18 protein-coding genes and 3 pseudogenes are annotated in these 25,282 nt (G+C 35.2%); 20 read left to right on the top strand and 1 reads right to left on the bottom strand.

All coding sequences use genetic code 11. The features are described 5' to 3' along the window. Window positions 1–466 precede the first annotated feature (466 nt). The 16 genes and pseudogenes from BUB12_RS05810 to BUB12_RS05745 all read left to right on the top strand — a co-directional run bounded on the left by BUB12_RS05810 (window position 467) and on the right by BUB12_RS05745 (window position 20,233). Complete coding sequence (locus BUB12_RS05810) at window positions 467–1,543, top strand: serine hydrolase domain-containing protein (RefSeq protein ID WP_072889016.1); 1,077 nt, start codon at window positions 467–469, stop codon at window positions 1,541–1,543. A 769-nt stretch (window positions 1,544–2,312) separates the two neighbouring features. Then, the gene (locus BUB12_RS05805; RefSeq protein ID WP_072889014.1) at window positions 2,313–4,586 is read left to right on the top strand and encodes a DEAD/DEAH box helicase; all 2,274 of its coding nucleotides are present in this window, start codon (window positions 2,313–2,315) and stop codon (window positions 4,584–4,586) included. Between the two features lie 788 nt (window positions 4,587–5,374). After that, on the top strand, window positions 5,375–5,557 hold the full coding sequence (locus BUB12_RS05800; protein WP_072889004.1) for a Uma2 family endonuclease: 183 nt from the start codon (window positions 5,375–5,377) through the stop codon (window positions 5,555–5,557). A 255-nt stretch (window positions 5,558–5,812) separates the two neighbouring features. Continuing rightward, entirely contained in the window at window positions 5,813–7,312 is a 1,500-nt protein-coding gene (gene putP / locus BUB12_RS05795) for a sodium/proline symporter PutP (RefSeq protein ID WP_072889002.1), read from the top strand. Window positions 7,313–7,375: 63 nt separating this feature from the next. Beyond that, window positions 7,376–8,314: an agmatinase family protein gene (locus tag BUB12_RS05790; protein ID WP_200801026.1), complete on the top strand. Its 939-nt coding sequence runs from the start codon at window positions 7,376–7,378 to the stop codon at window positions 8,312–8,314. Window positions 8,315–8,553: 239 nt separating this feature from the next. Continuing rightward, a pseudogene (locus BUB12_RS05785) lies at window positions 8,554–8,760 on the top strand (flagellin N-terminal helical domain-containing protein); the annotation flags it as partial. Window positions 8,761–9,039: 279 nt separating this feature from the next. After that, window positions 9,040–9,675 (top strand): annotated as a pseudogene (locus tag BUB12_RS05780) (flagellin); the annotation flags it as partial. 108 nt (window positions 9,676–9,783) lie between these two features. Continuing rightward, window positions 9,784–14,166, top strand: a complete 4,383-nt coding sequence (locus BUB12_RS05775) for a glycosyltransferase (protein ID WP_072888995.1) — start codon at window positions 9,784–9,786, stop codon at window positions 14,164–14,166. A 16-nt stretch (window positions 14,167–14,182) separates the two neighbouring features. After that, window positions 14,183–14,833 carry an FkbM family methyltransferase gene (locus tag BUB12_RS05770; RefSeq protein WP_072888993.1) on the top strand — a complete coding sequence of 217 codons (651 nt, stop codon included), beginning with the start codon at window positions 14,183–14,185 and terminating at the stop codon, window positions 14,831–14,833. 87 nt (window positions 14,834–14,920) lie between these two features. Next, window positions 14,921–15,097 (top strand): hypothetical protein, encoded by a 177-nt coding sequence (locus BUB12_RS17985; protein ID WP_234982584.1) that lies wholly within the window; start codon window positions 14,921–14,923, stop codon window positions 15,095–15,097. Then, on the top strand, window positions 15,078–15,269 hold the full coding sequence (locus tag BUB12_RS17980) for a hypothetical protein (protein WP_234982582.1): 192 nt from the start codon (window positions 15,078–15,080) through the stop codon (window positions 15,267–15,269). Before BUB12_RS17985 ends, BUB12_RS17980 begins: the two co-directional genes overlap by 20 nt. 150 nt (window positions 15,270–15,419) lie before the next feature. Continuing rightward, window positions 15,420–15,533, top strand: a pseudogene (locus tag BUB12_RS05765) (flagellin); the annotation flags it as partial. A 232-nt stretch (window positions 15,534–15,765) separates the two neighbouring features. Further along, on the top strand, window positions 15,766–16,461 hold the full coding sequence (locus tag BUB12_RS05760) for a hypothetical protein (RefSeq protein WP_072888989.1): 696 nt from the start codon (window positions 15,766–15,768) through the stop codon (window positions 16,459–16,461). A gap of 605 nt (window positions 16,462–17,066) precedes the next feature. Continuing rightward, window positions 17,067–19,223, top strand: a complete 2,157-nt coding sequence (fliD, locus tag BUB12_RS05755) for a flagellar filament capping protein FliD (protein WP_072888988.1) — start codon at window positions 17,067–17,069, stop codon at window positions 19,221–19,223. A gap of 82 nt (window positions 19,224–19,305) precedes the next feature. Next, complete coding sequence (locus BUB12_RS05750; protein WP_072888986.1) at window positions 19,306–19,674, top strand: DUF8042 domain-containing protein; 369 nt, start codon at window positions 19,306–19,308, stop codon at window positions 19,672–19,674. A gap of 91 nt (window positions 19,675–19,765) precedes the next feature. Further along, window positions 19,766–20,233 carry a chemotaxis protein CheW gene (locus tag BUB12_RS05745; protein WP_200801025.1) on the top strand — a complete coding sequence of 156 codons (468 nt, stop codon included), beginning with the start codon at window positions 19,766–19,768 and terminating at the stop codon, window positions 20,231–20,233. 272 nt (window positions 20,234–20,505) lie between these two features. Here the strand turns inward: BUB12_RS05745 and BUB12_RS17975 are convergent, their stop codons facing one another. Beyond that, entirely contained in the window at window positions 20,506–20,970 is a 465-nt protein-coding gene (locus BUB12_RS17975; protein WP_072888983.1) for a glycine zipper domain-containing protein, read from the bottom strand. A gap of 347 nt (window positions 20,971–21,317) precedes the next feature. Between BUB12_RS17975 and BUB12_RS05735 the strand changes: the two genes are divergently transcribed. The 4 genes from BUB12_RS05735 to BUB12_RS05720 all read left to right on the top strand — a co-directional run bounded on the left by BUB12_RS05735 (window position 21,318) and on the right by BUB12_RS05720 (window position 25,261). Beyond that, entirely contained in the window at window positions 21,318–21,779 is a 462-nt protein-coding gene (locus BUB12_RS05735; protein ID WP_072888981.1) for a chemotaxis protein CheX, read from the top strand. Between the two features lie 78 nt (window positions 21,780–21,857). Next, window positions 21,858–22,214, top strand: coding sequence for a response regulator (locus BUB12_RS05730; protein WP_072888979.1), 357 nt, complete (start codon window positions 21,858–21,860; stop codon window positions 22,212–22,214). A 31-nt stretch (window positions 22,215–22,245) separates the two neighbouring features. After that, window positions 22,246–23,985, top strand: coding sequence for a methyl-accepting chemotaxis protein (locus tag BUB12_RS05725; RefSeq protein ID WP_072888977.1), 1,740 nt, complete (start codon window positions 22,246–22,248; stop codon window positions 23,983–23,985). Window positions 23,986–24,271: 286 nt separating this feature from the next. Continuing rightward, window positions 24,272–25,261 carry a TAXI family TRAP transporter solute-binding subunit gene (locus BUB12_RS05720; RefSeq protein WP_234982581.1) on the top strand — a complete coding sequence of 330 codons (990 nt, stop codon included), beginning with the start codon at window positions 24,272–24,274 and terminating at the stop codon, window positions 25,259–25,261. The last annotated feature ends 21 nt before the right edge of the window (window positions 25,262–25,282 follow it).

Genomic DNA, 25,282 nt, shown 5'->3' with positions numbered 1-25,282 from the left:
ATCGACTCCGATACAAAGGAAGGCCGACTAAAACCGGACTTTGCGTCCAACGTCGGCATACCCCTATGAAGGGGCATGTTTCCTTTATCTCCTACGGGGAATGTTCGATTAAAACCATCGTTTTGCGCGATAACATCGAACCACCAGCGTTGCGCTGGCGCAGTCCGTACGTCGCAAAGCGGGCGCTCTGCGCTTTTCTTATTTTATGTTGTTGTCGGTATTCCATGTGTTTTGATAGAAAGAATAATATATTCTGTTCAACAAAGACTATTTTGGAAAATATGTACGAAAAATGTCACTTCTTCATCATAGACTATTTTTAGAGGAAGGAAAAGTGAGAAATTAAGGTTAAATTTGGTAGGATTCGTAAAAGCATTGAAAAGAATAGTGCCAGGACCGTGAACATAGGTATGTAAGTAGGGGACTTGAAAGTGAACTCTTTTAAGAAAGTGCAGGTGATTCAACTATGGTAAATGAAAAACTGCAGGCGATTGAAGACCGTTTTAGAAAAATGGTGCAAAAAGATAAAGAGATTCACAATGCTTTTTTACTGGTGCATTCTGACAAGCATGGAATTCATTTAAATATGGCTGAAGGAATGACAGGCGATAAAAAGGCAACTTCCAATCAAGCTTTTTATACGGCAAGCATAGGAAAATTGTTTACGTCAGTGCTAATTACAAAATTGATGGAAAAGCAAAAATTAGCTTTTGATGATCCGATTGCGATGTACTTAGAAGATGAGTTACTATATGGATTGCATGTCTATAAGGAAACGGATTACTCCGATAAAATTTTAATCAAGCATTTGTTAAACCATACATCAGGAATCAATGATTATTTTGAGGATAAACCACAGTCAGAGGAACCAATGCATGAAAAAATATGGAATGAACCGAATCGATTTTGGCAACCAACAGAGGTTATTCAATGGTCAAAAGAACATCTGGGGTCTCATTTCCCACCTGGTGAGGGATTTCATTATTCCGATACAGGCTACCATTTATTAGGATTAATTATTGAACGTGTGACTGGAAAACCATTTCATAACGTGTTGCGCGAGTACATTTTTCAACCACTCCAGATGAATCATTCATTCCTCCTCCAGTACTCCCAACCGATTACGGGAAACGATGCCCCAACAGCAAATGTGTATTATAAAGGGAAAAATATGATTGATTGTAGGAGTATAGGGATTGATTATGCTAGTGGTGGAGTGGTCGCTCCTAGTAGGGATTTGTTGAAGTTTATGAAAGCTATTGTAAAAAATGAAATCATTGATGAAGAAACATTTGAAAAAATGCAAGACTGGGCAAAATTTGCACCAGGTGTTGATTATGGATATGGGCTCATGAAATTCACTCCAAAATCACTAGTGTTACCTAAAAAATATGAAATGTGGGGCAATGCTGGGATAGTAGGCAGCTTCATGTTTTATCATCCGGAACTGGAAACTTATATAATCGGCAGCTTGAATAATTTCTTTGATCACAGGAAAGGGATCAAGTTGGTGTTTAAAGTCTTGGATGAGTTGATGAAGTGATTGGGGTATCAGTGAAATTTGTGGTTTTATCGGGAAATCCCTCCACCCCGTAGGCTATTTGAACCAAAAATACGAACGTATGTTTTAAAATGTGGTGTAAAGTGGTATACTGATGTACAAGCAATTACAGTTGCATGGGGCGGTTGGCCATCTTCCTTGTAGAAGGGAGGTGGTAATTCTGACGGTATATGAGGCTTTGAGTCTGGTTGCTGAAGTGACGTTAGCGTTGATTGCGATACTGACGTTCATTGTAAGCTTGATCGTCTATATAAACAAAAAGTAACCGCCCCCATCTGACCAGTGGACTGGGCGGTTACTTTCATGATTAACTTCGTTTCATTGGTCAACCGCTCTAAAACGGCGTGTAATTGCTACTACCGGGTGGTGTGCATACCACTCGGTACTTTTAATGTCTAGCTACGTGCGCCTGCGACTAGCGAGACTTCCTTCGCCTCCGTACGATAAGTCAACATCGACTCCGATACGAAGGAAGGCCGACTAAAACCGGACTATGCGTCCAACGTCGGCATACCCCTATGAAGGGGCATGATTTCCTTTATCTCCTACGCCTCAGTCCAGTCCGTACGTCGCAAATCGGGCACACTACGCTTTTCTAAATGTATATTACTATTATAGGATAAATATGTGATTTTAATCAAGGTACTTCCTAAATAGATTGAATATAAAATAAAAAATATAGTTTGATAGTAAGAATAGTTGGTTAACTTGTATAATAACTTTAGTACTTATGATATAAGTGGGGTTTATTATGGAAAATCTTAACCAACTTCAAAAATTGCAATATGAAAATGAACGGCTAATAAAAGAGAATAATTATTTAAAGGATTTATTGCAAAGACATAACATTCCTATTGGTAGTATGAACACAACGCCACAACAAATACGTGAACAGGCAATTAGGGATAGAATTGAGATCTTTAAAAGTCTGTTTAAAGGCCGTAGTGATGTATATGCCGTTCGTCAAAGAAATAAAAATAATAAATATATATATGTTCCTGTTAGGGAGAGTAATGGATATCGTGCATTAACAGACCAAGACATTTATGAACACCTAGCCGGAGAAAAGACCATAGGGTTATATCCATTAATGAAAAACAACAAATGTTGGTTTCTAGCTATAGATTTTGACAAAAAGAACTGGCGTGTGGATGTACAAAATCTCCTGAAGGTCTGCAACGATTTAGACGTACCGGCTAATCTCGAAATATCACGATCAGGAAATGGATGCCATGTGTGGATTTTCTTTACACAAGCAATCTTTGCTAAGGAAGCACGCAATTTAGGGGATTTATTATTAACAAAAGCACAAACAAACAGCTTTCAAAGCAAATTTGATTCCTATGATAGAATGTTCCCCAGTCAAGATGAGTTAAGCGAAGGAGGAATTGGAAATTTAATTGCTCTCCCATTACAACACCATCCCAGAAAAGATGGGAATAGCGTATTTGTGGATAAGAATTTTAATATCTATCCCAACCAGTGGGAGTATATGGCAAAAATTAAGAGAATGGAATATGAAAAGATTTTATCCTTGATTGACTCATCAACTTCTGAGAAAACCACTAAGATAACTAATGTGGACCTACCTGACAAGCTTGAGATTATAGAGAAAAATGGAATCTATATTCCTAAGGATCAGATTACATCAAAACTGCAGCAGGAATTAACAAAACTAGCATCACTAAATAACCCAGCGTACTATAAAGCAAAAGCCCAACGTTTTTCTACAAAGAATATTCCAAGGGTTATTGAATGTTTTGAGGATGAAGGAGAGTATTTAATTTTACCAAGGGGACGTAAAGAGGAAATATTAAACCTATTAAAAGATAAAAAGGTAAAGGTACAGCTAAATTATCAAGAAAATAAAGGTAAACAAATAAATGTGGATTTTCGTGGAGATTTAAGACTAGAACAAGAGAAGGCAGTTAATGCTCTACTTGAACGAAAAAATGGTATTCTATCTGCAACTACGGGATTTGGAAAAACGGTTGTTGCTGCAGCAATGATTTCGAGGAGAAAGGTTAATACGCTAATAATTGTACATCGAAAACAGTTAATGGAGCAGTGGAAAGAACGATTAACTGCTTTTTTGAATATTGATGATAGTATGATTGGACAAATTGGTGGTGGGAAGAATACTGCTAAAGGGTTTATTGATATTGCAATGGTTCAGAGTTTGAATTATAAGGGAAAAGTAAAAGATGTAGTTAACCAATATGGGCAAATTATAGTAGATGAGTGCCACCATATCTCTGCATTTAGCTTTGAAAATGTTTTAAAGAAGGTTAAAGCAGAGTATGTGCATGGCTTAACGGCTACTCCTACTAGAAAAGATGGACTACATCCAATTATGCAAATGCAATGCGGACTTATTCGGTATAAAGTAAGCGCAAAACAACAATCGAAAACATTACCGTTTAAACAAGTATTAATCCCTAGAAACAGTTCTTATAAAAGTAGCGAAGAAGATCTAGATATTCAAAGTATGTACAATGAACTTGCGACTAACAAAGCCAGGAATGAAATGATATTTAATGATGTTCTTGAGGAATTAGAAAAAGGTTCTTGTCCAATAATCCTCACAGAAAGAATCGAACATGTGAAAATATTAGAATCCATGTTCCAAAACTTTGTTAAGAATCTTGTAGTAATAACTGGTGGATTGAGTAAAAAGGACGAGAAACAAAAATTAAAAATGTTAAAGGAAATACCAGATAACCAAGAACTACTCGTAATTTCAACTGGAAAATATATTGGAGAAGGGTTTGATTTTGATAGGTTAGATACTATGTTTCTAGTTTTACCAATTTCATGGAAAGGTACCTTACAACAATATGTTGGTAGATTGCACAGAGTACGAGAGAATAAAGAGATAGTTAGGGTGTATGATTACGTGGATAATCATGTAGAAGTATTAAATAGGATGTTTAAAAAAAGAATGAAAGGATATAATTCCTTAGGTTATGTGATAGAAACTGAAGAAAATACAAGTGAGAAGGTAAAACAAATGAAGTTATTTTGATTAGAAAATACAGAATGTACGTTCGTTAAAATGCTGTTATTTAAGTAGTAGGAATGTTATAATAATATTAGCAATTATTGAAGCATTTGGGCGGTTGACCATCCCCTTTCTGAAGGGAGGTGGTTATCATGACGACATATGAAGCATTTAGTCTAGTTACTCAGATTACCTTCACTTTAATAACAACTTTGACACTGATTGTAACGCTTGTCGTCTGGATAAACAAAAAGTAACCGCCCAAACTGACAAGGTTTAACGGTTACTTCATGAAAATACAATAATACCTAGTCAACCGCTCTTATGCGGTTAATAATTGCTACTACCGGGTGGTTCGAGCCACTCGGTATTTTTATTTTATATTACTATTATAACTTAGGTACGCTAAATTATTCAAGGATTCTAGAAACTATATTTTATATTATAGAGCATCATTTGAGCAAGCATGTTTGGTGACATTTAGTAAAAACTTCGTGGAGAATCCCAGAAACTTTGGGAACATTTCTCATTTACCGAGCGTAAAATAAACCGGTGTGATCGAGTTTGATGCTTGTGTGGAGCGAATTCTCTTCATTGACGAGCGTGGAAGTACCTAGTGCGAGCAAGTTTGTTGCAGTGTGGAGCGAATTCTTATCATTGTCGAGCGTGGGAGCACATGGTGTGAGCGAGTTAGTTGCCGAGCGCAAAACCACCTGGCTCGAACGACTTTACTTAAAACTTCATGCAAAACTCCTCTAACCTAAGATCACGTTCCACCTTCACATGATTTGGTTACCAAGCTCAATCTATACATGGAATATAATGTTGAGGAATATTGGATCATTAATCCCCTATTAAATACCGTTCAAATCTATAACATGAATAATATAGGAACTTACCATCTAATCGATGTCGTTAAAAATAATGGGATAGCAAAATCAATCGTTCTTGAAGGATTTGCTGTCGATATTGAAGAACTTTTTAAGGAAAACTAAATAAAACATAGTAGAGACCTCTCACATAGAGGTCTCTTTTTCCACCCTCCACTCATATTCTCCCATCCCCTATCATAAGTCTTACTTATAAGACAGGTTATTCCTGTCCATCCCGTCACGGGGAGTTAAATTGGAAAGGGGAGCTTCGATGGGTGAGTTATCGTTTTGGACGGCATTTTGGTTCTATGTCCCTATGCCGCTGTTGGTGGTTTGGGCAGTCATTACCTTCTACACGGAGAGGAGGAGTGATGACGAATGAATGCAACACTGGTCACATTTATTTTGTATTTAGCAATGATGATCACGATCGGGATTATTACGTATCGGATGACGAATACATTGTCGGATTACGTTCTTGGTGGGAGAAAATTAAATAGTTGGGTCACAGCTTTCTCAGCATCTGCCAGTGACTTTAGTGGTTGGTTGTTAATTGGCTTGCCTGGTGCAGCATATGCCGCTGGTCTTGGTACGTGGAGTTTATGGATTGCTGTTGGTTTGGCGATTGGTGCGATGATTAACTGGCAATTTGTTGCGAAGCGTTTGAGAATTTACACCGAATATACGGGTGATTCGATTACATTGCCACAGTTTTTTGAAAATCGTTTTCGTGATAATTCCCATTTATTAAGGGTTATTTCTGCGGGCTTTATTTTAGCATTTTTCCTATTTTATACGGCTTCCGGTCTTGTTGCTGGGGCAAAGCTTTTCCAAGGTACATTTGAAATTGATTATCATATGGCATTGGTAATCGGTGCATTAATCATTGTTGCCTATACATTCTTGGGTGGTTTCTTGGCTGTTAGTTACACAGACTTTATCCAAGGTGCATTGATGTCTGCTGCCTTATTATTCACTTCGATTTATGGATTGTTTAAAATTGGTGGATTCGGGGAACTGTTTAATAGACTTGGTTCCATTAACTCAAGTTTAGTTGATGCATTTGCTGGAACTTCCTATGATCAGCCAGGTGGGATTCTTTGGGAATCAGCTGGTGCAATCGGTGCTGTTGGAATTATTTCGGCATTAGCATGGGGGCTTGGTTACTTTGGTCAGCCTCATATTCTGGCACGTTTCATGGCGATTCGTTCCCATAAAGAAGTACGAAAAGCGCGTTTAATTAGTGTATCACTTGGACTAGTTATTCCATTATATGGTGCATTAATAGTTGGGATGTTAGGGATTTTAACCTTTGATCAACCATTAGCCGATTCTGAGCAGGTTTTCATTCAGCTTGTTCAATTCATGTATGATCCATGGGTTGCAGGCTTCTTATTAGCTGCCGTTCTAGCAGCAATAATGAGTACGGTTGATTCACAGTTACTGGTATCATCCAGTGCATTGACGGAAGACTTTTACCGTCGTTATTTCCGAAAAGAAGCAAGTCAAAAGGAACTTGTATGGTTCGGACGTGCATCGGTACTATTGATTGCGATTATTGCTCTATTCTTAGCCTGGAATGAAACAAGTTCTGTATTGGATCTCGTATCCTATGCATGGGCAGGGTTCGGTGCAACATTCGGTCCAGCCATCCTGTTCTCGTTATTCTGGCGCAAGATGAGCCGAAATGGAGCAATTGCTGGGATTCTTGTTGGTGGAATTACCGTCTTCTTATGGCCATTAACAGGGTCTGCATTATATGAAATGGTTCCCGGATTTATTTTATCCAGTGTGGCGATTATTGTCTTTAGTTTAGTCGGAAAAGGTCCATCGGAAGACATGCTGGAAGAGTACGACAAAGTAAGTGGGATTAAATAGTAGATTCATAGTGGGCTGCCGTTCGTTTGGGCGGTGGTCCTTTTTGTAAGGAGAGTGAGTGTTTTGGAAAAAATATATGGAAATACGCCTTGTTTCTTAGGTGGGAAAAAGATAGATTTACAGAATATAGAAGATAGTGATGTATTGGTTTACGGGGTACCTTGGGAAGGTGCGGTTACTTGGGGAGATTATACAGGCTGTGAACTTGGACCAAAGGCAATTCGCTTAAATTCTGCCAGGTATTCTGGTTATTTGCCAGAGCTAAATCATATTGATGTGTTAGAGCATTATACGGTTGGTGATTTAGGGGATATCGACGTGGTGCCACATGATACAGATGAAACGATGCTGCGAATTGAAACATTTGCTTCAAACGTTTGGAAAACAGGAAAGTTCCCGGTAGCCTTCGGTGGAGATCATGGAATTACGTATCCAATTGTGAAGGCATTAAGTGAAGAAGTAGATGGAAAAGTAGGAATCATTCACTTAGATGCTCATTATGATAATCATCCAGATTATGAAGGGGAGCTGTATGCTAGGAATACGCCGTTTCATAGAATATACGAGAGTGATAGTGTTCGAAATGAAAGTATTGTACATATGGGCATCCATGGGCCAAGAAATAAACCAGAGACAGGACAGTATGCAGAAAAAGTCGGCGCAACGACGATTACTTCCCGTGATATACGATTAGCTGGCGATTTGGAGGCAATGGCTAAGAAGGCATATGAAATTGCGAGTGAAGGTACGGAAGCAGTTTATTTGAGTATATGCAGTGATGTGCTCGATTTTGCGTTTAATCCCGGTGGCCCTGTGGATGGAAATGGGTTAACTTCCTTTGAATTGGTGGAGCTAGTACATGCATTTGCTAAGAAGGGGATTCAAGGAATGGATTATGTCGAAGTCTATCCACAACAAGATGCCAATGATAACTCAGCACACTTTGTCAGTACAGTTGTGTTGTACGCATTGGCAGGAAATATACTACGTGAAGGTAAGTAGATTACTAGTTTTCCGTTCTCTTTTATAGGGGGCGGATTTTTATTTTGAAAAATTTTAAAGAAAAAGCTAAAACCTTATCGAACTGTGCCGATATAAGTAATGTACATCATCATGATGACATGTTATTGGCCATAACATAAGAAAATACTTAATTGGATAATAACTCAATAAGAGTTGTTATAAAACGAGACACAAGGATGTGACTCGTAAAAATACACTTACATGGAGGTAAGGAAATTATGAGAATTAATCACAACATTGCAGCACTTAACACATATCGTCAGTTAGGTAATGCAAATAATGCACAACAAAGTTCGATGGAGAAATTATCATCAGGTCTTCGTATTAACCGTGCAGGAGATGATGCGGCTGGTCTAGCGATTTCTGAAAAAATGCGTGGACAAATTCGTGGATTAGATATGGCGTCTAAAAACGCTCAAGACGGTAGACTGGAAATGCCGCTCTAAGCAGTAATGTTTAGATGAAAACCCCGTGAATTCGGTGGAACCCCAAACCAGCATTATGTGGATGGTGGGCAATACCGAGCCAAGCCTAATGAATTGGTGGTTTGATGTAATTAGGAAGGTGTAACGATCAGGTGGTGAGGAATCATACCAATAACCCACCCACGAGCGCGGGGCATCCTAACGGGATGAAGATATGATCTGAACTTTATGGAAACATAAAGAAGTAGCAGATAAAAAACTGCTGCGATAACAAAATTGATTTCTCTAATCCAAACTGCAGAAGGTGGGCTTAATGAAGTTCATTCTATTTTACAACGTATGAGAGAATTAGCAGTTCAATCTTCTAACGATACTAACGTTGAAGAAGATAGAACAGCACTAAATGATGAATTTGGAGAATTAGCTGAGGAACTTGGGAGGATTAAAGAAAAGTCTACATTCAATACCCAAGAATTATTCGAAGGAGCAGGGTCGAATGTTAACTCTTCAGGTGTATTACAATTACAAGTCGGTGCGAATAAAGATGATATTATAAGCCTGGATTTAACAACATCCGGTGTGAATTTAAATTCTATAGTATCGACTGCAAGCGCTGCAGATATCAGTGGTCAAGCTAGTGCAGCAGCTGCAATTGATAGTATTGATGGATTAATTGGCGATGTATCTTCTGGGCGTTCTTACTTAGGTGCGATGCAAAATCGTTTAGAACATACGATTTCAAATCTAGATAACGCATCTGAAAACCTAACTGCTGCCGAATCTCGTATTAGAGATGTTGATATGGCTAAAGAGATGATGGAACAAACAAAGAATTCTATTCTTGCTCAAGCTTCACAGGCAATGCTAGCTCAGGCAAATCAGCAACCACAGGGTGTTTTACAGTTACTACGATAAGAGAATACCTATCCCTACTAGCTGGGGATAGGTATTTAAAAAAGGGTCGTATAATATGTGTTATACGATCTTTTTTTAAATAGAAATACTACTAAGGAGTGTCAGCGAATGAGCGTTTTTTTATCAGTGTGTATGATAGTAAAGGATGAAGAAAAAGTACTAAAAAGATGTCTTGAATCAGTAATAGGAATAGCGGATGAAATAATTATTGTTGATACTGGTTCAGTTGATAAAACTAAAGGTATAGCACTTGAATATACGGAAAAGGTCTTTGACTATATATGGGAAGATGATTTTTCGAAAGCTCGCAATTTTGCTGCATCCAAAGCTAATGGTGAATGGATTTTTGCAATTGATGCAGATGAATTTGTTGATCGTGATAGTTTTTCTGAACTCAAAAAAGATTTAATGGAAAAACCACCTGTTTATAATATTTTAGCAGTTCAAATAGTCAATTTTGTTGGAATTAATGGAAAGAATACATCTTTAAATTTCCATGAAAGAATCTATAGAAATGATGGGAAAATAAGCTATTATAGAAGTATTCATGAGTTGTTAGAGCATAAAGATTCAATGGAAAATAGGGGGGTTTCTGAATTCCAAATTTTCCATTCAGGCTATATGAAGAGTGTTGTAGAAGAAAAAGAAAAGCAAAAAAGGAATTTAACAATATTAATAAACAAAAAAGAAAAAGAGCCAATAGATTACTATTTTATTGGAAATGAATATCATCAATCAGAGGAACTAGATAAGGCGATTAAATATTATCAAAAAGGTTTTAAGTTAAAAAGCGATTTCAGTTTAGATTGGGTAAAGAAATTATTACTAAAGCTTGTTGATTCCCTTCATAGAACTAAAAGAGATAATGATGCATTAGATATTATTGAAACTTGTGAAAATATTTATTACTATTTGGTGGATTTTAAGTTTTACAAAGGCATTATCTATTTTAAAAAAAGAGACTTCATAAAATCAAAAGGTATATTCCAGGAAATTCTTAGGAGGAAAGACGAATATAAAGCAGATTCAAGTGAAGACTTTTTAGAGTTTTTACCTCGCAGATTCCTAGGAGAGATTTATGAGACTGAAGGCCAGTTACAAGTTGCAGTTCAACATTATTCAAAAGCTTTATCTATTAACGATGCTGATGATTATGTGTGGATGAGACTTATAAATTTGTTAGCAGAACATTCAACATTAGAAGAACTAACGGACTTTCTTAATAATAATCTATTAAATAAAAAAAGTATTACTCCACAGAGAGTTATTAAAATCCTACTAGATGTTCCTAATATAAATGTTCAGAAGTTAACAAGATCATTACTAGAAGAATCGGAATTTTCCTCTGTGGAAAAAGAAGCATTGTATATTAAAAATCTTCAATTAGATAGATTAAATGATGATATTGTTGAAATATTAGAAAAGAAGTCATCTAATGAAATTGTATCAGTATTATCTAAAGGGATATTTAATGTAATTGACTTTATTCTTTTATCAATGGAAATGAATATTGATAAATATCAAAGGGTCCTTGAAACTATAAAATTTGACAGTCCAATAGTAAATTTATTAAATATGGTGTTTAATAAGAAAAACAAAAGATTATCGGCACTAGAAGAGGAATTATTTATATCGATTTTGAAACAAGCAAGTGTTTTAAAGTTAGACGAAGTGGTAGATTTTCTATATACCAAGATCAGGTATCTAAGCAAAGAGTCTAAAATCAAAATTAAAAAGGAAATAAAAAATATATTACATGATGTGGATAATTCTTTTAATGTAAATAGTGTTGAAATTACCAAAACAGAAGATGTTAAAGAAAAGATAATTAAACTACTTGCCCAGAATTCTTATAGTAAAGCTTTGGAATTAGCTGAAGATTCATTGCTAGAGGAAACTGAGGATGTAGAATTATACTCTATTAAAGCAGTTATTCTAATGCAACAAGAAATGTATGAAGAAGCTAAGCAAACATTAAAAAAAGGATTAGAAGTTAGCCCTGAACATGTTGATTGTCTATATAATTTAGCTTTTATTTATGAACAAAATAATGAAATAGATTTGGCAGTTGAATTATATAATAATGTAGTGCGGCTAACTACTGAAAACGAATTACGTGAAGAAGTTAAAGATAAAATAAGTAAATTGAAAGATAACTATATAGAGGCAACAAAGAATTTTAGTAAGACTCAAAAAAAAGTGTTAGTACTTGCTTACTTCTTCCCACCATTGGGGGGGTCAGGAGTGCAACGCACACTGAAATTTGTGAAGTATTTAAGAGAATTTGGTTGGGAACCAATTGTGGTTACAGTAGACTCTTTAGAATATCAGGGTGATTTAATAGACAATACTCTAGAAGAAGAACTACCAAAGGATATTGAAATTGTTAGAATTTCAGAACCAAAGAAAATAACTACAGAGAATTTAAATGAAATTGTAAAGATTTATCAAAAAATTATTAAGGACAACAATGTTATTGAACAATTTGTTAACCATGTTAATAAAACACAACAGTTAACTCTAGTTCCAGATAATCAGATTTTATTTGCTTATGAAACGATTAGAAAGGTATCTGATTTAATAGATATGGATGATATCGATTTAATTTATAGTACTTCAGGCCCGTATTCAGACCATATTATTGGTTACTACCTAAAACAGCAATACTTAAAGCCTTGGGTCGCAGATTTTCGGGATGAATGGTCAAATAATCCTTATTTTAATTACGATGAAAACAATATTTATCATAAGTTAAGTTTTGAACTTGAAAAAGAAATAGTTCATTTTGCAGATAAGGTTATAAATGTTACCCCAATGTCTACAAAAAACTGCGAAAAAATATTTAATGTGGAAAAGGGAAAGTTAGAAACTTTGACAAATGGATATGATGAAATGGATTTTAAGAACTTGGATACTAGAGTTGTAAAAAGCAATGATTACTTCTCTATTTTCCATAATGGCCTTTTTTATTCCATTAGAACTCCAGAGACAATTATAAAAGCAGTTCATAATTTAATTAGCAAAGGGAGAATTAATAAGGATAAAATAAAATTAGATCTTGGATGGACTGAGAATAAGGATTTATGGGACAAACTTATAAAAGAAAAAAATATAGATAGTGTAATATATTTTGGTGGTTATTTAAATCACAAGGAAAGCTTGGAAAAAGCTCAAAAATTTGACGCTTTATTACTAGTAGTCGGACCTGGAAAAAAGAATAAAGCTATGTATCCAGGTAAATTATTTGAATACCTTAGACTTAATAAACCTATAATCTCTCTATCTCCAAAGGATGGTGTAGTAGAGCATCTAATTAAAGATACAGAACGTGGAAATAACTGTGATTTCGAAGACATAAATGGAATAGAAGAAAGTATATTAAAAGAATATAAGAAGTGGCTAAATGGTGAAACTACCAAATTTGAAGCAGGTCAAAAAATTATTAACTTTGAAAGAAGAAATCTTACTCATAGATTAAGTGGAGTATTTGATTCAATAGTTCCAGAAAAAGTAGATACGTATCCTAAGCCTAAGAAACTAGCGTTTTTCTCTATAAAAAATGGGGATAAGTTCTTACATGATATTATTCATGAATTATCTAAAGAATATGTTGTAAGGAAAATAATAGTTACTAACCTATCTCAAATAGATGAAGGAATGAAATGGGCAGATATTTGCTGGTTTGAATGGTGTGATCACCTTATTGCATATGGTAGCAGACATAGTTTAGCAAAAGAAAGGAAACTTATATGTAGACTTCACAGATATGAAGTATTTACAGATAATTCAAAAAATGTGCATTGGGATAATGTTGATAAACTGATTGTTGTTACAAATCATTTGATAGACTATATAGAAAAAAAGGTACCTGATATAAGGAAAAAGGTATCAATAGAAACTATTGAGAACGGTGTGAAACTTTCAAAATATCAATTTAAAGAAAGGAAATCTGGGTATAACCTAGCTTTTATAGGTGATATGAATTATAGGAAAAATCCTTTCTTCATGTTGCAAATTTTAAGAAAACTGGTTGATGTTAATCCAAAGTATAAATTGCACATTGCGGGTGTTTTTACTGATCAATTGATAAAGGAATATTGGGATTATCAAGTTAGTGAATTAAATTTACAAAATAATGTTGTTTTTGATGGTTGGCAGTCCAATGTTAATCAATGGCTAGAGGATAAAGACTATATTTTGGCCCCTACTATTCATGAAAGTTTTGGGTATTTTATTGCTGAAGCTATGGCTAGTGGAATAAAACCAATAATTCATAATTTTCCCTACGCAAAAGAAGTTTGGTCAGAAAAGTACTTATTTAATACAATTGATAATGCAATAAGTATGATACTAAAAGATGTATATAATTCAAAGGAATATCGTAAGTTTATTTTTGAGAACTATCCACTAAAAAAACAAATCAATAGTACGAAGAAATTAATTAAATCTCTATCTAAAAATCAAGAAGTCAAGTTCTGTATACAGGTTTGATTATAGAGATAATGAAGTGAATTTTTATTTACCATTTCCAGATGATCATATACAACAGTTAATAAGACAAAATAAAAATTTTTACGAAGAAGATATGCTTATGGATATTAACAAAAGAGGATTAAAAGGAAAAGTAGGGGCAGATGTAGGAGCTAACATTGGCAACCATACTATATTTTTTTCTAAAGTATGTAAGGCTAAACATGTGTATGCTTTCGAACCTCAGGAATCGGTTTATAAGATATTACAGAAAAATTTAGAACTTAATGATGTTAATACAAAAGTTACAGCTTTTAAACAAGGAGTTGCTGAAAATAGTGGAAGAGGAAATGTTATCCAAAAGGAACAAACAAACTTGGGAATGAGTAAAGTAGAATTGAGCGATTTCGGAAATATTAAAGTTGTATCATTAGATGATATCCTTTTTAACAAAGAAAAGCATATTCATTTATTAAAAATTGACGTTGAAGGTATGGGTTTAGAAGTATTAAAAGGTGCTCGGCAGATAATAAATACTAGTAAGCCTTTAGTTTATATAGAAGCAGAGAATAAAGAAGAATATCAAAAACTTAATGAATTCCTACAATTGTATAATTATCAGTCTGTTAAAGTATTCAACCATACCCCTACGTATTTATTTAGTGTTGTTGATAGAATAGATGGGTGATTCACTTTGTGTTTTGATTAGGAGAGAGTTTGGGTCATGTGGAAGTAGTATGGCCACAGCATTCGTATAATAACTACCTAGAAAAAGGTGCCTGTCCCCACTGCTTTTGCTTTTTGGGATAGTAGTGCAAAATCTTATGCAGATTCAGCTGATGCTACTCAACAATTAGAGACAGATCATGTAATTGATATAAATGGAAAATCAACTGATCAGATTGCAAGTGATATTGCTAACTTGAAGACTGATGGAGAAAAGCGGAAGTGACGTTACAGTTACTGCTGCTACATTATCGGGTGAATTGCTGGTAATCCCTGATAACTTTTCTTACCACAACGTAGCTGGAAACAACAAGCGTGATGGTTTGAAAAAAGAAAAGATATGGGCAATCAGCAGCCAATTTCCTGTCTCGAAAGAGTGGAGAAGGTTCAACGAATAGGATAAACCATCTAAAAGTTTAGCTTAAGATGATGAAATCCGTCGGTGAAACAATGTTCATCAGCATTTTGAATCCGAAGTGCCGACCCCTACTAGATTGATAGAGGGTGAAGATATAGTCTAGTCATTTGTGAAAGCAAATGTTCGCACGATGGCGAAAGAAATGATGGAACAAACGAAGAATTCAATTCTTTCTCAAGCGCCACAAACTATGTTGGCTCAAGCCAACCAATTACCACAAGTAGTTCTACAACTTCTTCGTTAATTTCAGATATATCGAGGCTCTAGTTTTACTAGGGTCTATTTTTTACTGATTTGTTTTTGTATTATGATTACAAGCCAAAGTGTATAAACCTTGTAACTCCAATTGATTCTAGTGAATGTATTTGGACATTTATAAAGACAATTATTTATGTTACATTTTAAGTGTCCAATGAATTTAACTAATTACCAGATAGTAACCATTTGAGAGAAAATATAAAAAAGGAGAGAGCAAAGTGGATGAAATAATTGCTAAATCTTTTGAAGATGATCAAAAAAGAGTTACAGAGGCTTTGATTGAGGAATTGATTTTATTTTTAGCGCCATATTTTAAATCCAACGAAGAAGCTGAGGAATTTATAAAAATATGTGAAGAACATCCCAATCCAACTCCTAAACGAGTATTACACCAAATATACAGACATATCTCTTTATCGGATGAGATGGCTTATCTAAAAACAGGCTCAGTAAAGGATAGTCTTCAAGTCTTTTTTTGGATTGTAACTATTGAAGCAATTTTTAAGGCTGAAACACCTTATTCTAAATTAAAAAAATCTGAAATAGTAAGAAACTTTTTTAAAGATTACATTAATGAGGCGGATCAAAAATTACTGATAAGAAGTATATCAAGATGTGATAAACCTTTTGAAAAAACAACTATAAATACAGTAGCTGATATGTTCAATACTGTAAGGAACATGGTTGCACATGAAGGGATATATTGGTTTTTTACTTTTCCAGAAAAAGAAGGAAATGACCAAATTGGCTTAATTCCCAAAGAGAAAACTTCCTTCCTTTCAATATATACAATGGGAGAAGAGAACTTTAGTATTTATACTGTGTCGATAACAAAAGAGATAGTCCGAGATATAATAATAAAAGGTTCCTTAAACTTTTTAGGTAAAGTTTTAGAAGATTATAAAGATAATTAGTTAAATTTATTTGGTCACTTGTAAATTTATTAATAAAACAGTAGAAACCTTGTAAAGTTCCGACTATTATTCTTTTATTTAAATTAATGCTGGACAAATTATCCTACTCTTGATAATTAGATTAATCTGATTTTGCGTCCCAAAATGAAAGGTACAATATGGATAAAGAATAAAGAGAAGTAAAAGAGTTTCTTGAACAACAATTAGAATGGACGAAAGAACAGGATCGTATCCTAGATTAAATAGATGAAAAGCTCCATCAAATGAAAAGAATTGCTATATGCCGCTGAACATGATTTGCTAGATTATGAAATCAACGCACTTAATACAAGAATAAATAGGGACCAATGTGTCAGACCCCCACCACAATAAAACGTTAATGTGCTAAAGTAATTATTTTGATTTACCATATTTGAACGTTTCTCTATTTAGAAATAGAATTTTATCCTCTAACATACTAGTTACCATTAAAATTTAGTAATTCAACCAATCCCCCCTTAAACATTCCCCCATCTTATCCGATATAATATATAGAATACAATCGTGATTAAATATAAAATATAACTAGTTAACTATACATTGTAATCATAAAAGGACGTGAAGAAATGGCTGGTATTAGAGTCGGTGGTTTAGCGAGTGGGATGGATATTGATTCTATCGTTAAAGATATGATGAAAGTTGAACGGATGCCGTTGGATAAGATGGAACAAGAAAAACAAATATTAGAATGGAAACAGGAAGATTACCGTTCTATCAATACATTATTGCTAGATTTTCGTTCGGAATTAACGCAGATGAATATGACAACTTCTTACCGTTCAAGAACTGTCTCGACATCCGATGAATCAAAGGTAACGGCAACGGCTAGTAGTGCAGCCTCACTATCTAGTTACAATATTTCAAGCGTATCTCAAATAGCAACAGCAGCTACCTTAAGAAATGTGGGAAGCATCTCCTCTCCAAACAGTGAAAAAGTGGATTTGACCAAAGGGTTATTTAGTCAACGAGATAAGTTTGCTGTCAAACCTGAAAACTGGGAGAATAGCAGAGAGGTTTGGAAACAAGGAATTATTGAGCGAAAAGATTTTACTTCAACTGTCGATGAAAATAAAAAAGTACTATCTACAATCGAATTTGATATAGAAACTGTGCCGGATAGTTCCATGAGTATTCGAGTAGATGGTAAAGGCTATAAAGTAGTTCGTGACAAAGAAGTGAGCGAATTAGCTAAAAATGAAGTACTGTATACACCTGCCGATGGAGAGACTCCTGGTGAATTAACATTTGCAGATGGGGTTTTGAAAGAAAACTCTAAAGTAAGGGCCGAGTATATTGTTGATAGTAAAACTGACACGACAACAATCAGTGAACCAATAGAAAGATGGAGATTGTCTAAACAGTCGATTGCAGATGAAGCTTTTACACTACAAATTGGTGAGGGTAATACGTTTACTATTAAAGAAGAAGCGGATAATGAATTTCACTTAGTAGATACATCAGGTTCCTCAATTGGTACCATAAATAAAGAAACAGGATTAATTAATTTTAATCAAGATAAATTAAAAGATATTATACCAGATGATTCAGACGTAGAAATTAAAGCGACATATCAACAAAACTATACAGATTTCACGTTAGGTGCTCATACATCAGAAGGTGAGACTCATGAAACATTTCTTGTATCTGGAAACACTTCCATTAACCAAGTCATGAGCTCGGTTAACTCATCTCAGGTTGGCTTAACGATGTTCTATGACTCATTCACCGATCAAATGACACTATCCAGAAATGAAACAGGTAATTTTAATGGTGAAGGTGCAAATGAATTCGATGGAAAATCTGTAACAGGCCTGAATAACCGTGAAATTATAACGGATGGCCTTTTAATGAATTCACTGTTCCGCTTTGGTAATGGAACTGAAACCGGTGGCCAAAATGCCAAATTCACAATCAATGAACTAACAACTGAGCGCCATTCCAACACCTTTGATATCTCTGGAGTTACTTTTTCATTAAAGAAAACCTTTACTGAAGATGAAGAAGCAGCAACTCTATCTGTAAACAACGACAGTGAAGCTGTTTTTGAGAATATAAAAGAATTCGTGGAAAACTACAATACATTAATTGAAGCAATCAATGACAAGTTAACCGAAGATGTTCACCGTAGTTATAAACCACTGACGGATCAAGAACGTGAAGAGTTATCGGATAAGCAACAAGAAAAATGGGAAGAGATGGCTCGTAGTGGTTTATTACGAGGTGATTCAACGCTATCTGGAGCACTTTCTAGTATGCGTTCTGATTTTTATGCCCCTGTCGACAATCCAAACGTTTCTGGTTCATATGATCAATTGGCAAAAATCGGTATTACTACTACTCGAGATTGGATGTCAGGTGGTAAGCTAGAAATAAACGAGGCAAAACTGAAAGCTGCAATTGAAGATGATCCAGCATCGGTAGAAAACTTATTCCGTGGTAATGGTGACACGAAGGAAGAACAAGGGATTACTAGACGTCTCTATGACTCTGTGAACCAAACGATGGATAAAATCTATGAAAGAGCTGGTCGGTCGTCTTATTCCAATAACCAATTTACGATTGGTAGAAATATCGAAAATGTGGATGACCAAATCAGTCGCTTTCAAGACAGATTAACACAAATCGAGGATCGCTATTGGCGCCAATTCACTGCCATGGAAAAAGCCATCCAACAAGCAAATAGCCAAATGAGTTACATGATGCAACAATTCGGTGGGTATTAATACCGGATCATAAAAATTACCACAACCAAAGAAGATTCTAGTTCTGCTAGGATCTTTTTTTACCAAATGAGGAGCGTTCACAATGGAAAAATACATCGATATGATGCACCAATCAAAGAATCTACAAGATACGGTACAGGAAGGTCTAGAACATATTCAATTTTTATTGAAAGAAGGTAAGGGCGAGGCAACGATCCAATTATTTGGGGACATTGTACAAGCATTTATCACGATTGAGAAATCCTTGCAGGTGATTCCAAGTGAGGTTACTTCAACAGAAATTCATGAACTAACATCTAAAATAAAAGAATCATTAGAACTAATTGTTTCATGTTATGAGGATGAGAATTATGTGAAAATCCAAGAAGTCTTACAGTTTAACACCATTCCTCAATTTACAAAGAGGAAAGAACTATTAGACAAGGCCTTTCAACCATACTTAGTATCATAATTTTCTAGTAAACAAGTATGATTTAGTGGTACAATGTGGGTAGAAATCTGTCGAATACGGGACATATACTTGTTCCACTGGAGGTGTCATGATGGAAGAATACATAAAAATAATCGTATTTAAGCTTAGAGAGCAGCATTTTGGAGTGGACGTACAACAGGTGCTTTCCATTGAAAAGTATCAGGAAATTACTAGTGTTCCAAGGACATCAGACTTTATCAAAGGAATTATTAACTTGCGTGGCGAGACCATTCCAGTCATTGATTTGAAAGAAAGACTTCAACTAGAAAGTACCGAACTCACTGAACAAACGCGAATTTTAATTGTTCAAGCCCAGGATGTTCAAGTGGGCCTAATAGTAGATGCAGCAACGGATGTATTAGACATCGATCATAGCTCAATCGAACAGCCACCGAATATTATTGGTGGGGTAAAAGATACCTTCTTAGGTGGCGTTGCCAAATTAAAAGAGGAATTACTTCTATTAGTCGATTTAGAACAAATATTAAACTTTGAAGAATCAAATGAAATCAAAGAAGTAGTGAATGCTTCCAATTAAAAACTCATTTTCGGACGGGTTTTTTTATATGATAAATTGTCACAAATATGTATTTTATTAGCGCTATTGGTATAAAACAAAGGAAAAAAGCATATATTATTTTCGCTAGAAAACTAGCGTAAGAAATACACGTAGACTCCTGTGGGAGCAGAGGCATAGGTGAGACCCCACAGGGCTTGTCCGAGGAGGCTCACCAGCCGCCCACGGAAAGCGAAGTGTATTTCTGGAGCGATAGGGAACCTAGCAACTCACTATTAATAGCTGCAAATAAATTACAACGTCATCCCTTTCTTCTTAGCATTCTCATCTAACATAACGCCTATAGCTAATCCAACACTCATTCCAATAGGTAAACCTAATGCAAGATTATCAAATAGCACTAGTCCGAATACTAACCCTAAACTAGTACCAATGGAAATAAAAATACTCATATAATACCCACTCGTTACCAGCTTATGTTGATTTTTTAAGTGAGAGCTAATATTTTCCAATTTTTGACCATGCTTCTTAAGGTCATCCTCATCAAGATGATCAACCTTTTCATGAAGTTCCATTAAATGACTTTCAAGGTCAACAAAATGTTCTTCACATTCCTCACAATCAGAAGAGAAAGAATCCAACCTTTGAATGACTCTCTTACACCTATCCACATCAAGTTTTGCCACAATCGTTTTATTTTCATTTTTGCTCATCTCATCAAGAATCGTATACATATTTTCTACACGCTGACTCTCCATAAGTCACCTCCACAATTGAGACTTCTATTAATGTTTTTTCCCCATAAACCTGTTTTAAACTATTGGCAAATAATACTAATACAGAAATATTTGGAAAACTTAAATTTCTAATAATTTATTGCAACAATACAGGAACTATAATAAAATTACAATAGTGTTACAGAATTATTTTATTTACTAATTTCTGAAAAAATAAAACCATTCGAAAAAATGGAACATAAGCTAAGGGTTAAAAGTCCTGTATACTAGACTTAATAGTTTTCAATTATACCTGGCTATTCTGTTATAATGAATAGCTATTTTTTATTAAGACAGGCAATAATTTTTAGGAAAAAAGGAGTGGCATGATGGCGCCTACAACACATTCAAGAAATAAGTCGATAACAGTACTTTTAAACGGGACAATAGCCTCTTTAAATAATGTATTACCAATGAAGCATGAATTGTCAAAGCCAATCCTTCAGAAGGATAAAATAGAATTATCATATGCCGTTTTAATCGGCGTAACAGGAGATTTAAAAGGAAAACTAGTTTTACTAGGAGAACCTAGTATTTTCGGTTCGATAGGAAAAGTTATGTTCGGAATGGCTTTAGAAGGAGAGATGCTTTCCTCTTTCAGCGGAGAGCTAGGAAACATGGTAGCAGGTGGAATTGCAACGAATATCGTCGACCACGGACTAAATATCGATATAACAGCACCAACGATTCTACAAGGAAATACAAGCTTATCTGGGTATAAACAAGCAATTAATCTGCGTGTGCGTTTAGAGTCCGGTGAAGAATTGGGTCTTTACTTATTACTAGATTGATAGTACATAGATGCACTTTCTATCAAACAGATAGATTACATAGAATCATATTACATAACATAGGGGGCAATTTTTTAAATGGCTAGAATAGTAATCACCGATGATGCAGCATTTATGAGAATGCAACTGAAAGATATTTTAACAAAAATGGGCCATGAGGTTGTAGGAGAAGCTGAAAATGGGTTAGTATCCGTTAATATGGTAAAAGAATTACAACCTGACCTTGTGACGATGGATATTACCATGCCAGAAATGAACGGGGTGGAGGCTGTAAAAGAAATCAAAAAAATAGCACCAAATGTGAAGATTGTTATGTGTTCTGCGATGGGGCAGCAGGCAATGGTTGTAGATGCAATCCAAGCTGGGGCTAATGATTTTATAGTTAAACCTTTTACAGCAGACAGAATAGAAGATGCTATTTCAAAATTAGCGTAAAAATCGATCGCATCAGGAAGGTAGATAAATAATGGCAAAAAAAATAAAAATAGCAAAAAAACGATCAACTAGAAAATTTTCATTTAAAAATATTAAAATAGGTTGGAAATATGGATTTATTGTAATGATCATGCTCGCCATGTTTGCGATTTCAACAAGCTTGGTATCTGTATTGCTTACTGGTGTAGGAAACGATATTGAAGAGGTAGAGAATAAAGGAAACCACGCCATCCAAATTACAGAGATGGGTTCCCTTACTCGATCGAAGGCTATTCGAATTGTCAATTATCTTCAAGAACAAAATCCTTTGTTAATTGAAGAGTTTAATACTCGTGGGGAAGAGTTTAACGAACTAGAAGCAACACTTCGAGAAACTTTAGATACAGATGAACAAAAAGAAATAATCAATCAAGTTGCTTCAATGGATGAAGAGTTGAATGAATTATTTGCAACGATGCGCACCAATGTTAATACAGATGATATTATAAGTGCTGAAAATAACGTTTTTGCAGCAAATAAAGTCCGAACAGAAATGATTGATTTATTAGAAGAACTGCGAGTTACTGTAAATGAAGAAAGAACGGCTGCAGTGAATGACGCAAAAGAGAGTCAAGCTTTAACGTTTATGATTCAAATTGTTTCATTTGCAATTTCAACATTTATAGGTGTATCCCTCGTTATTTTTATTAGTAGAAGAATTTCTAAAAACTTAACGAAGCTAGTCGATATTAGTGAGAATATTGCAGATGGAAATCTAGCCGTTGAGAAGCTAGATTATAATGGAAAAGATGAAATTGGTAAGCTTGGAAATGCTGTACATACGATGAGTACTAATTTACGCCGGATGATTCAACAGGTTACAAATGTTTCTGAAACCGTAACGAGTCAAAGTGAGGAATTAACACAATCTGCCAATGAAGTAAAAGCAGGAACCGAACAAGTTGCAACGACAATGCAGGAGCTAGCTGCAGGTTCTGAAACGCAAGCCAATAGTGCTAGTAGTTTAGCAGAAGTCATGAGCACTTTCTCAACAAAAGTAAAAGATACGAATGAAAATGGAGTTTTAATCAGTGAAAATTCAAATAACGTACTAAGCATGACTAATAACGGTACGGAAATTATGAAATCGACAACAAGTCAAATGAAAAAAATTGACCAAATTGTTCAGGAAGCGGTCTTGAAAGTAAAAGGTCTTGATGAACAATCACAGAAAATTACTAGTTTAGTAACGGTAATTAAAGATGTAGCTGACCAAACGAATTTACTTGCGTTAAATGCTGCGATTGAAGCGGCTCGTGCTGGGGAGCATGGAAAAGGGTTTGCCGTTGTAGCAGATGAAGTCCGAAAATTAGCAGAGCAAGTTTCTGTTTCCGTTACTGACATTACTGGTATCGTTACAACGATCCAAACAGAATCCAGTGACGTAGCCAATACACTTCAAGGTGGATACAAGGAAGTAGAAGAAGGAAGCAGCCAAATTGAAATAACGAATGAGACATTTGCTAATATTGCAGATGCAGTAACGAACATGGCGACAAATATTAATACAGTTACAACTAACTTAGCCGAAATTGATGAACGAACAAAAGATATGAATCTTTCTATCGAAGAAATTGCGTCTATTTCAGAGCAGTCGGCAGCAGGAGTTGAGGAAACAACTGCATCTACAGAGCAAGCAAGTAGTACGATGGAGGAAGTTGCTGGTAGTTCTGACCAATTAGCGAAATTAGCTGAGGAATTAAATCAGCTCGTGCGTCAGTTTAGACTGTAGTATGGATAAGAGGTATAAGGATGAGATTCCTTGTGCCTCTTTTTTATATATAAAAAAAGGTGGGATTTTGCTGGTGTGAAGAGGAGATTGTCCTACTTTTGTACTTATCCATCTTTTACAATTATCAGAAAATACCTTTAAAACTATTGAAATATATAGAAAAATAAGTATAATTGAAGTATGCTTCTAATTTTACGCCCATTACATACATGACCTTTTACATCGCCAGTGGGTGAAAGCGTTGACAAATAGAAGCTAAAAAAAACTTAGAAAAAGGGGTATGTACATGAGAAAGAGAATAGTAGGTATTTCAATGGCTTTAATTGGCCTAGTACTTATTCTAGCTGCTTGTGGTGGCGATAAGGCTAATATTGCGGTTGGACCAGCAGGTAGTGCGACAAATACCGTTTCCTCACTAATTTTGGAAGCTTATGGTATTGAAGAAGGAGATTATACGGCATTTGAAGAAGGCTTTGGAGATGCTGCTGACGGTGTCCAAGATGGAAATATCGATATTTCTATTGGTATTTTAGGATTACCAGCTGGTAGTATTGAGAACTTACATGCATCTGCAGGAGATGCCAAAATGCTAAGTCTGTCTAAAGAAGCTGTAGCTTATATTGAGGAAAACAGTGCCTATAGAGAGATGGTTATCCCAGCTGATTCCTATGAATTCCTTGAGGAAGATGTTACAACAGTAACTGCTTATGCAATTCTAATGGGGAACACGAATACAATTAGTGAAGAATTAGGTTATCAGTTAGCGAAAGTTATGATTGAGAATTCAAGTGATATTTCTCATGCTCAAGGTGCTCAAATGACGCTTGACAATGCATTAAATGGATTAGAAGATATGCCAATCCATCCAGGTGCTGCTAGATACTATGAGGAGCAAGGATTAGAATTCGATAATCCAATTGCTGAATTAAATGTTACTGAGGACGTTACTGAATTAACACTTGGTACAGGGAGTTCTGGTGGTACTTACTTCCCACTTGGTGGAGAAATGGCAACAATTTGGAAAGACAACATTGAAGGAATCAATGTAACTTCACAAGAAACTGGTGCTTCTCTTGAAAATATGGCACGAATTGGTGAAGGAACCATGGACTTAGGAATGGCTGTACACGGACCAGCAATGGATGGTGTGAATGGTGAAGGAGAGTTCGATGCGCCAATCGAAAATGCAGCATTTATCGGTCATATTTATCCAGAGGTTGTACAAATCGTAACTCGTGAGTCTACAGACATTGATAGCTTTGAAGATTTAAAATAATAGTTAAATAGTCAAACATCC

The organism is Ornithinibacillus halophilus (genome assembly GCF_900129485.1).
Taxonomy (GTDB): Bacteria; Bacillota; Bacilli; order Bacillales; family Amphibacillaceae; genus Ornithinibacillus; species Ornithinibacillus halophilus.
The sequence above is the reverse complement of the archived record's forward strand: the minus strand, read 5'-3'. Positions and strand labels throughout refer to the sequence as shown.

Bases quoted from the DNA above. Each gene is read 5' to 3' on its own strand.
- BUB12_RS05730 (WP_072888979.1), top strand. From the start codon at position 21,858: ATGGCTAGAATAGTAATCACCGATGATGCAGCATTTATGAGAATGCAA.
- fliD (WP_072888988.1), top strand. From the start codon at position 17,067: ATGGCTGGTATTAGAGTCGGTGGTTTAGCGAGTGGGATGGATATTGAT.
- BUB12_RS05800 (WP_072889004.1), top strand. From the start codon at position 5,375: ATGGAATATAATGTTGAGGAATATTGGATCATTAATCCCCTATTAAAT.
- putP (WP_072889002.1), top strand. From the start codon at position 5,813: ATGAATGCAACACTGGTCACATTTATTTTGTATTTAGCAATGATGATC.
- BUB12_RS05810 (WP_072889016.1), top strand. From the start codon at position 467: ATGGTAAATGAAAAACTGCAGGCGATTGAAGACCGTTTTAGAAAAATG.
- BUB12_RS05720 (WP_234982581.1), top strand. From the start codon at position 24,272: ATGAGAAAGAGAATAGTAGGTATTTCAATGGCTTTAATTGGCCTAGTA.
- BUB12_RS05805 (WP_072889014.1), top strand. From the start codon at position 2,313: ATGGAAAATCTTAACCAACTTCAAAAATTGCAATATGAAAATGAACGG.
- BUB12_RS17980 (WP_234982582.1), top strand. From the start codon at position 15,078: ATGGAGAAAAGCGGAAGTGACGTTACAGTTACTGCTGCTACATTATCG.
- BUB12_RS05735 (WP_072888981.1), top strand. From the start codon at position 21,318: ATGGCGCCTACAACACATTCAAGAAATAAGTCGATAACAGTACTTTTA.
- BUB12_RS05745 (WP_200801025.1), top strand. From the start codon at position 19,766: ATGGAAGAATACATAAAAATAATCGTATTTAAGCTTAGAGAGCAGCAT.
- BUB12_RS05725 (WP_072888977.1), top strand. From the start codon at position 22,246: ATGGCAAAAAAAATAAAAATAGCAAAAAAACGATCAACTAGAAAATTT.
- BUB12_RS05775 (WP_072888995.1), top strand. From the start codon at position 9,784: ATGAGCGTTTTTTTATCAGTGTGTATGATAGTAAAGGATGAAGAAAAA.
- BUB12_RS05750 (WP_072888986.1), top strand. From the start codon at position 19,306: ATGGAAAAATACATCGATATGATGCACCAATCAAAGAATCTACAAGAT.
- BUB12_RS17975 (WP_072888983.1), bottom strand. From the start codon at position 20,970: ATGGAGAGTCAGCGTGTAGAAAATATGTATACGATTCTTGATGAGATG.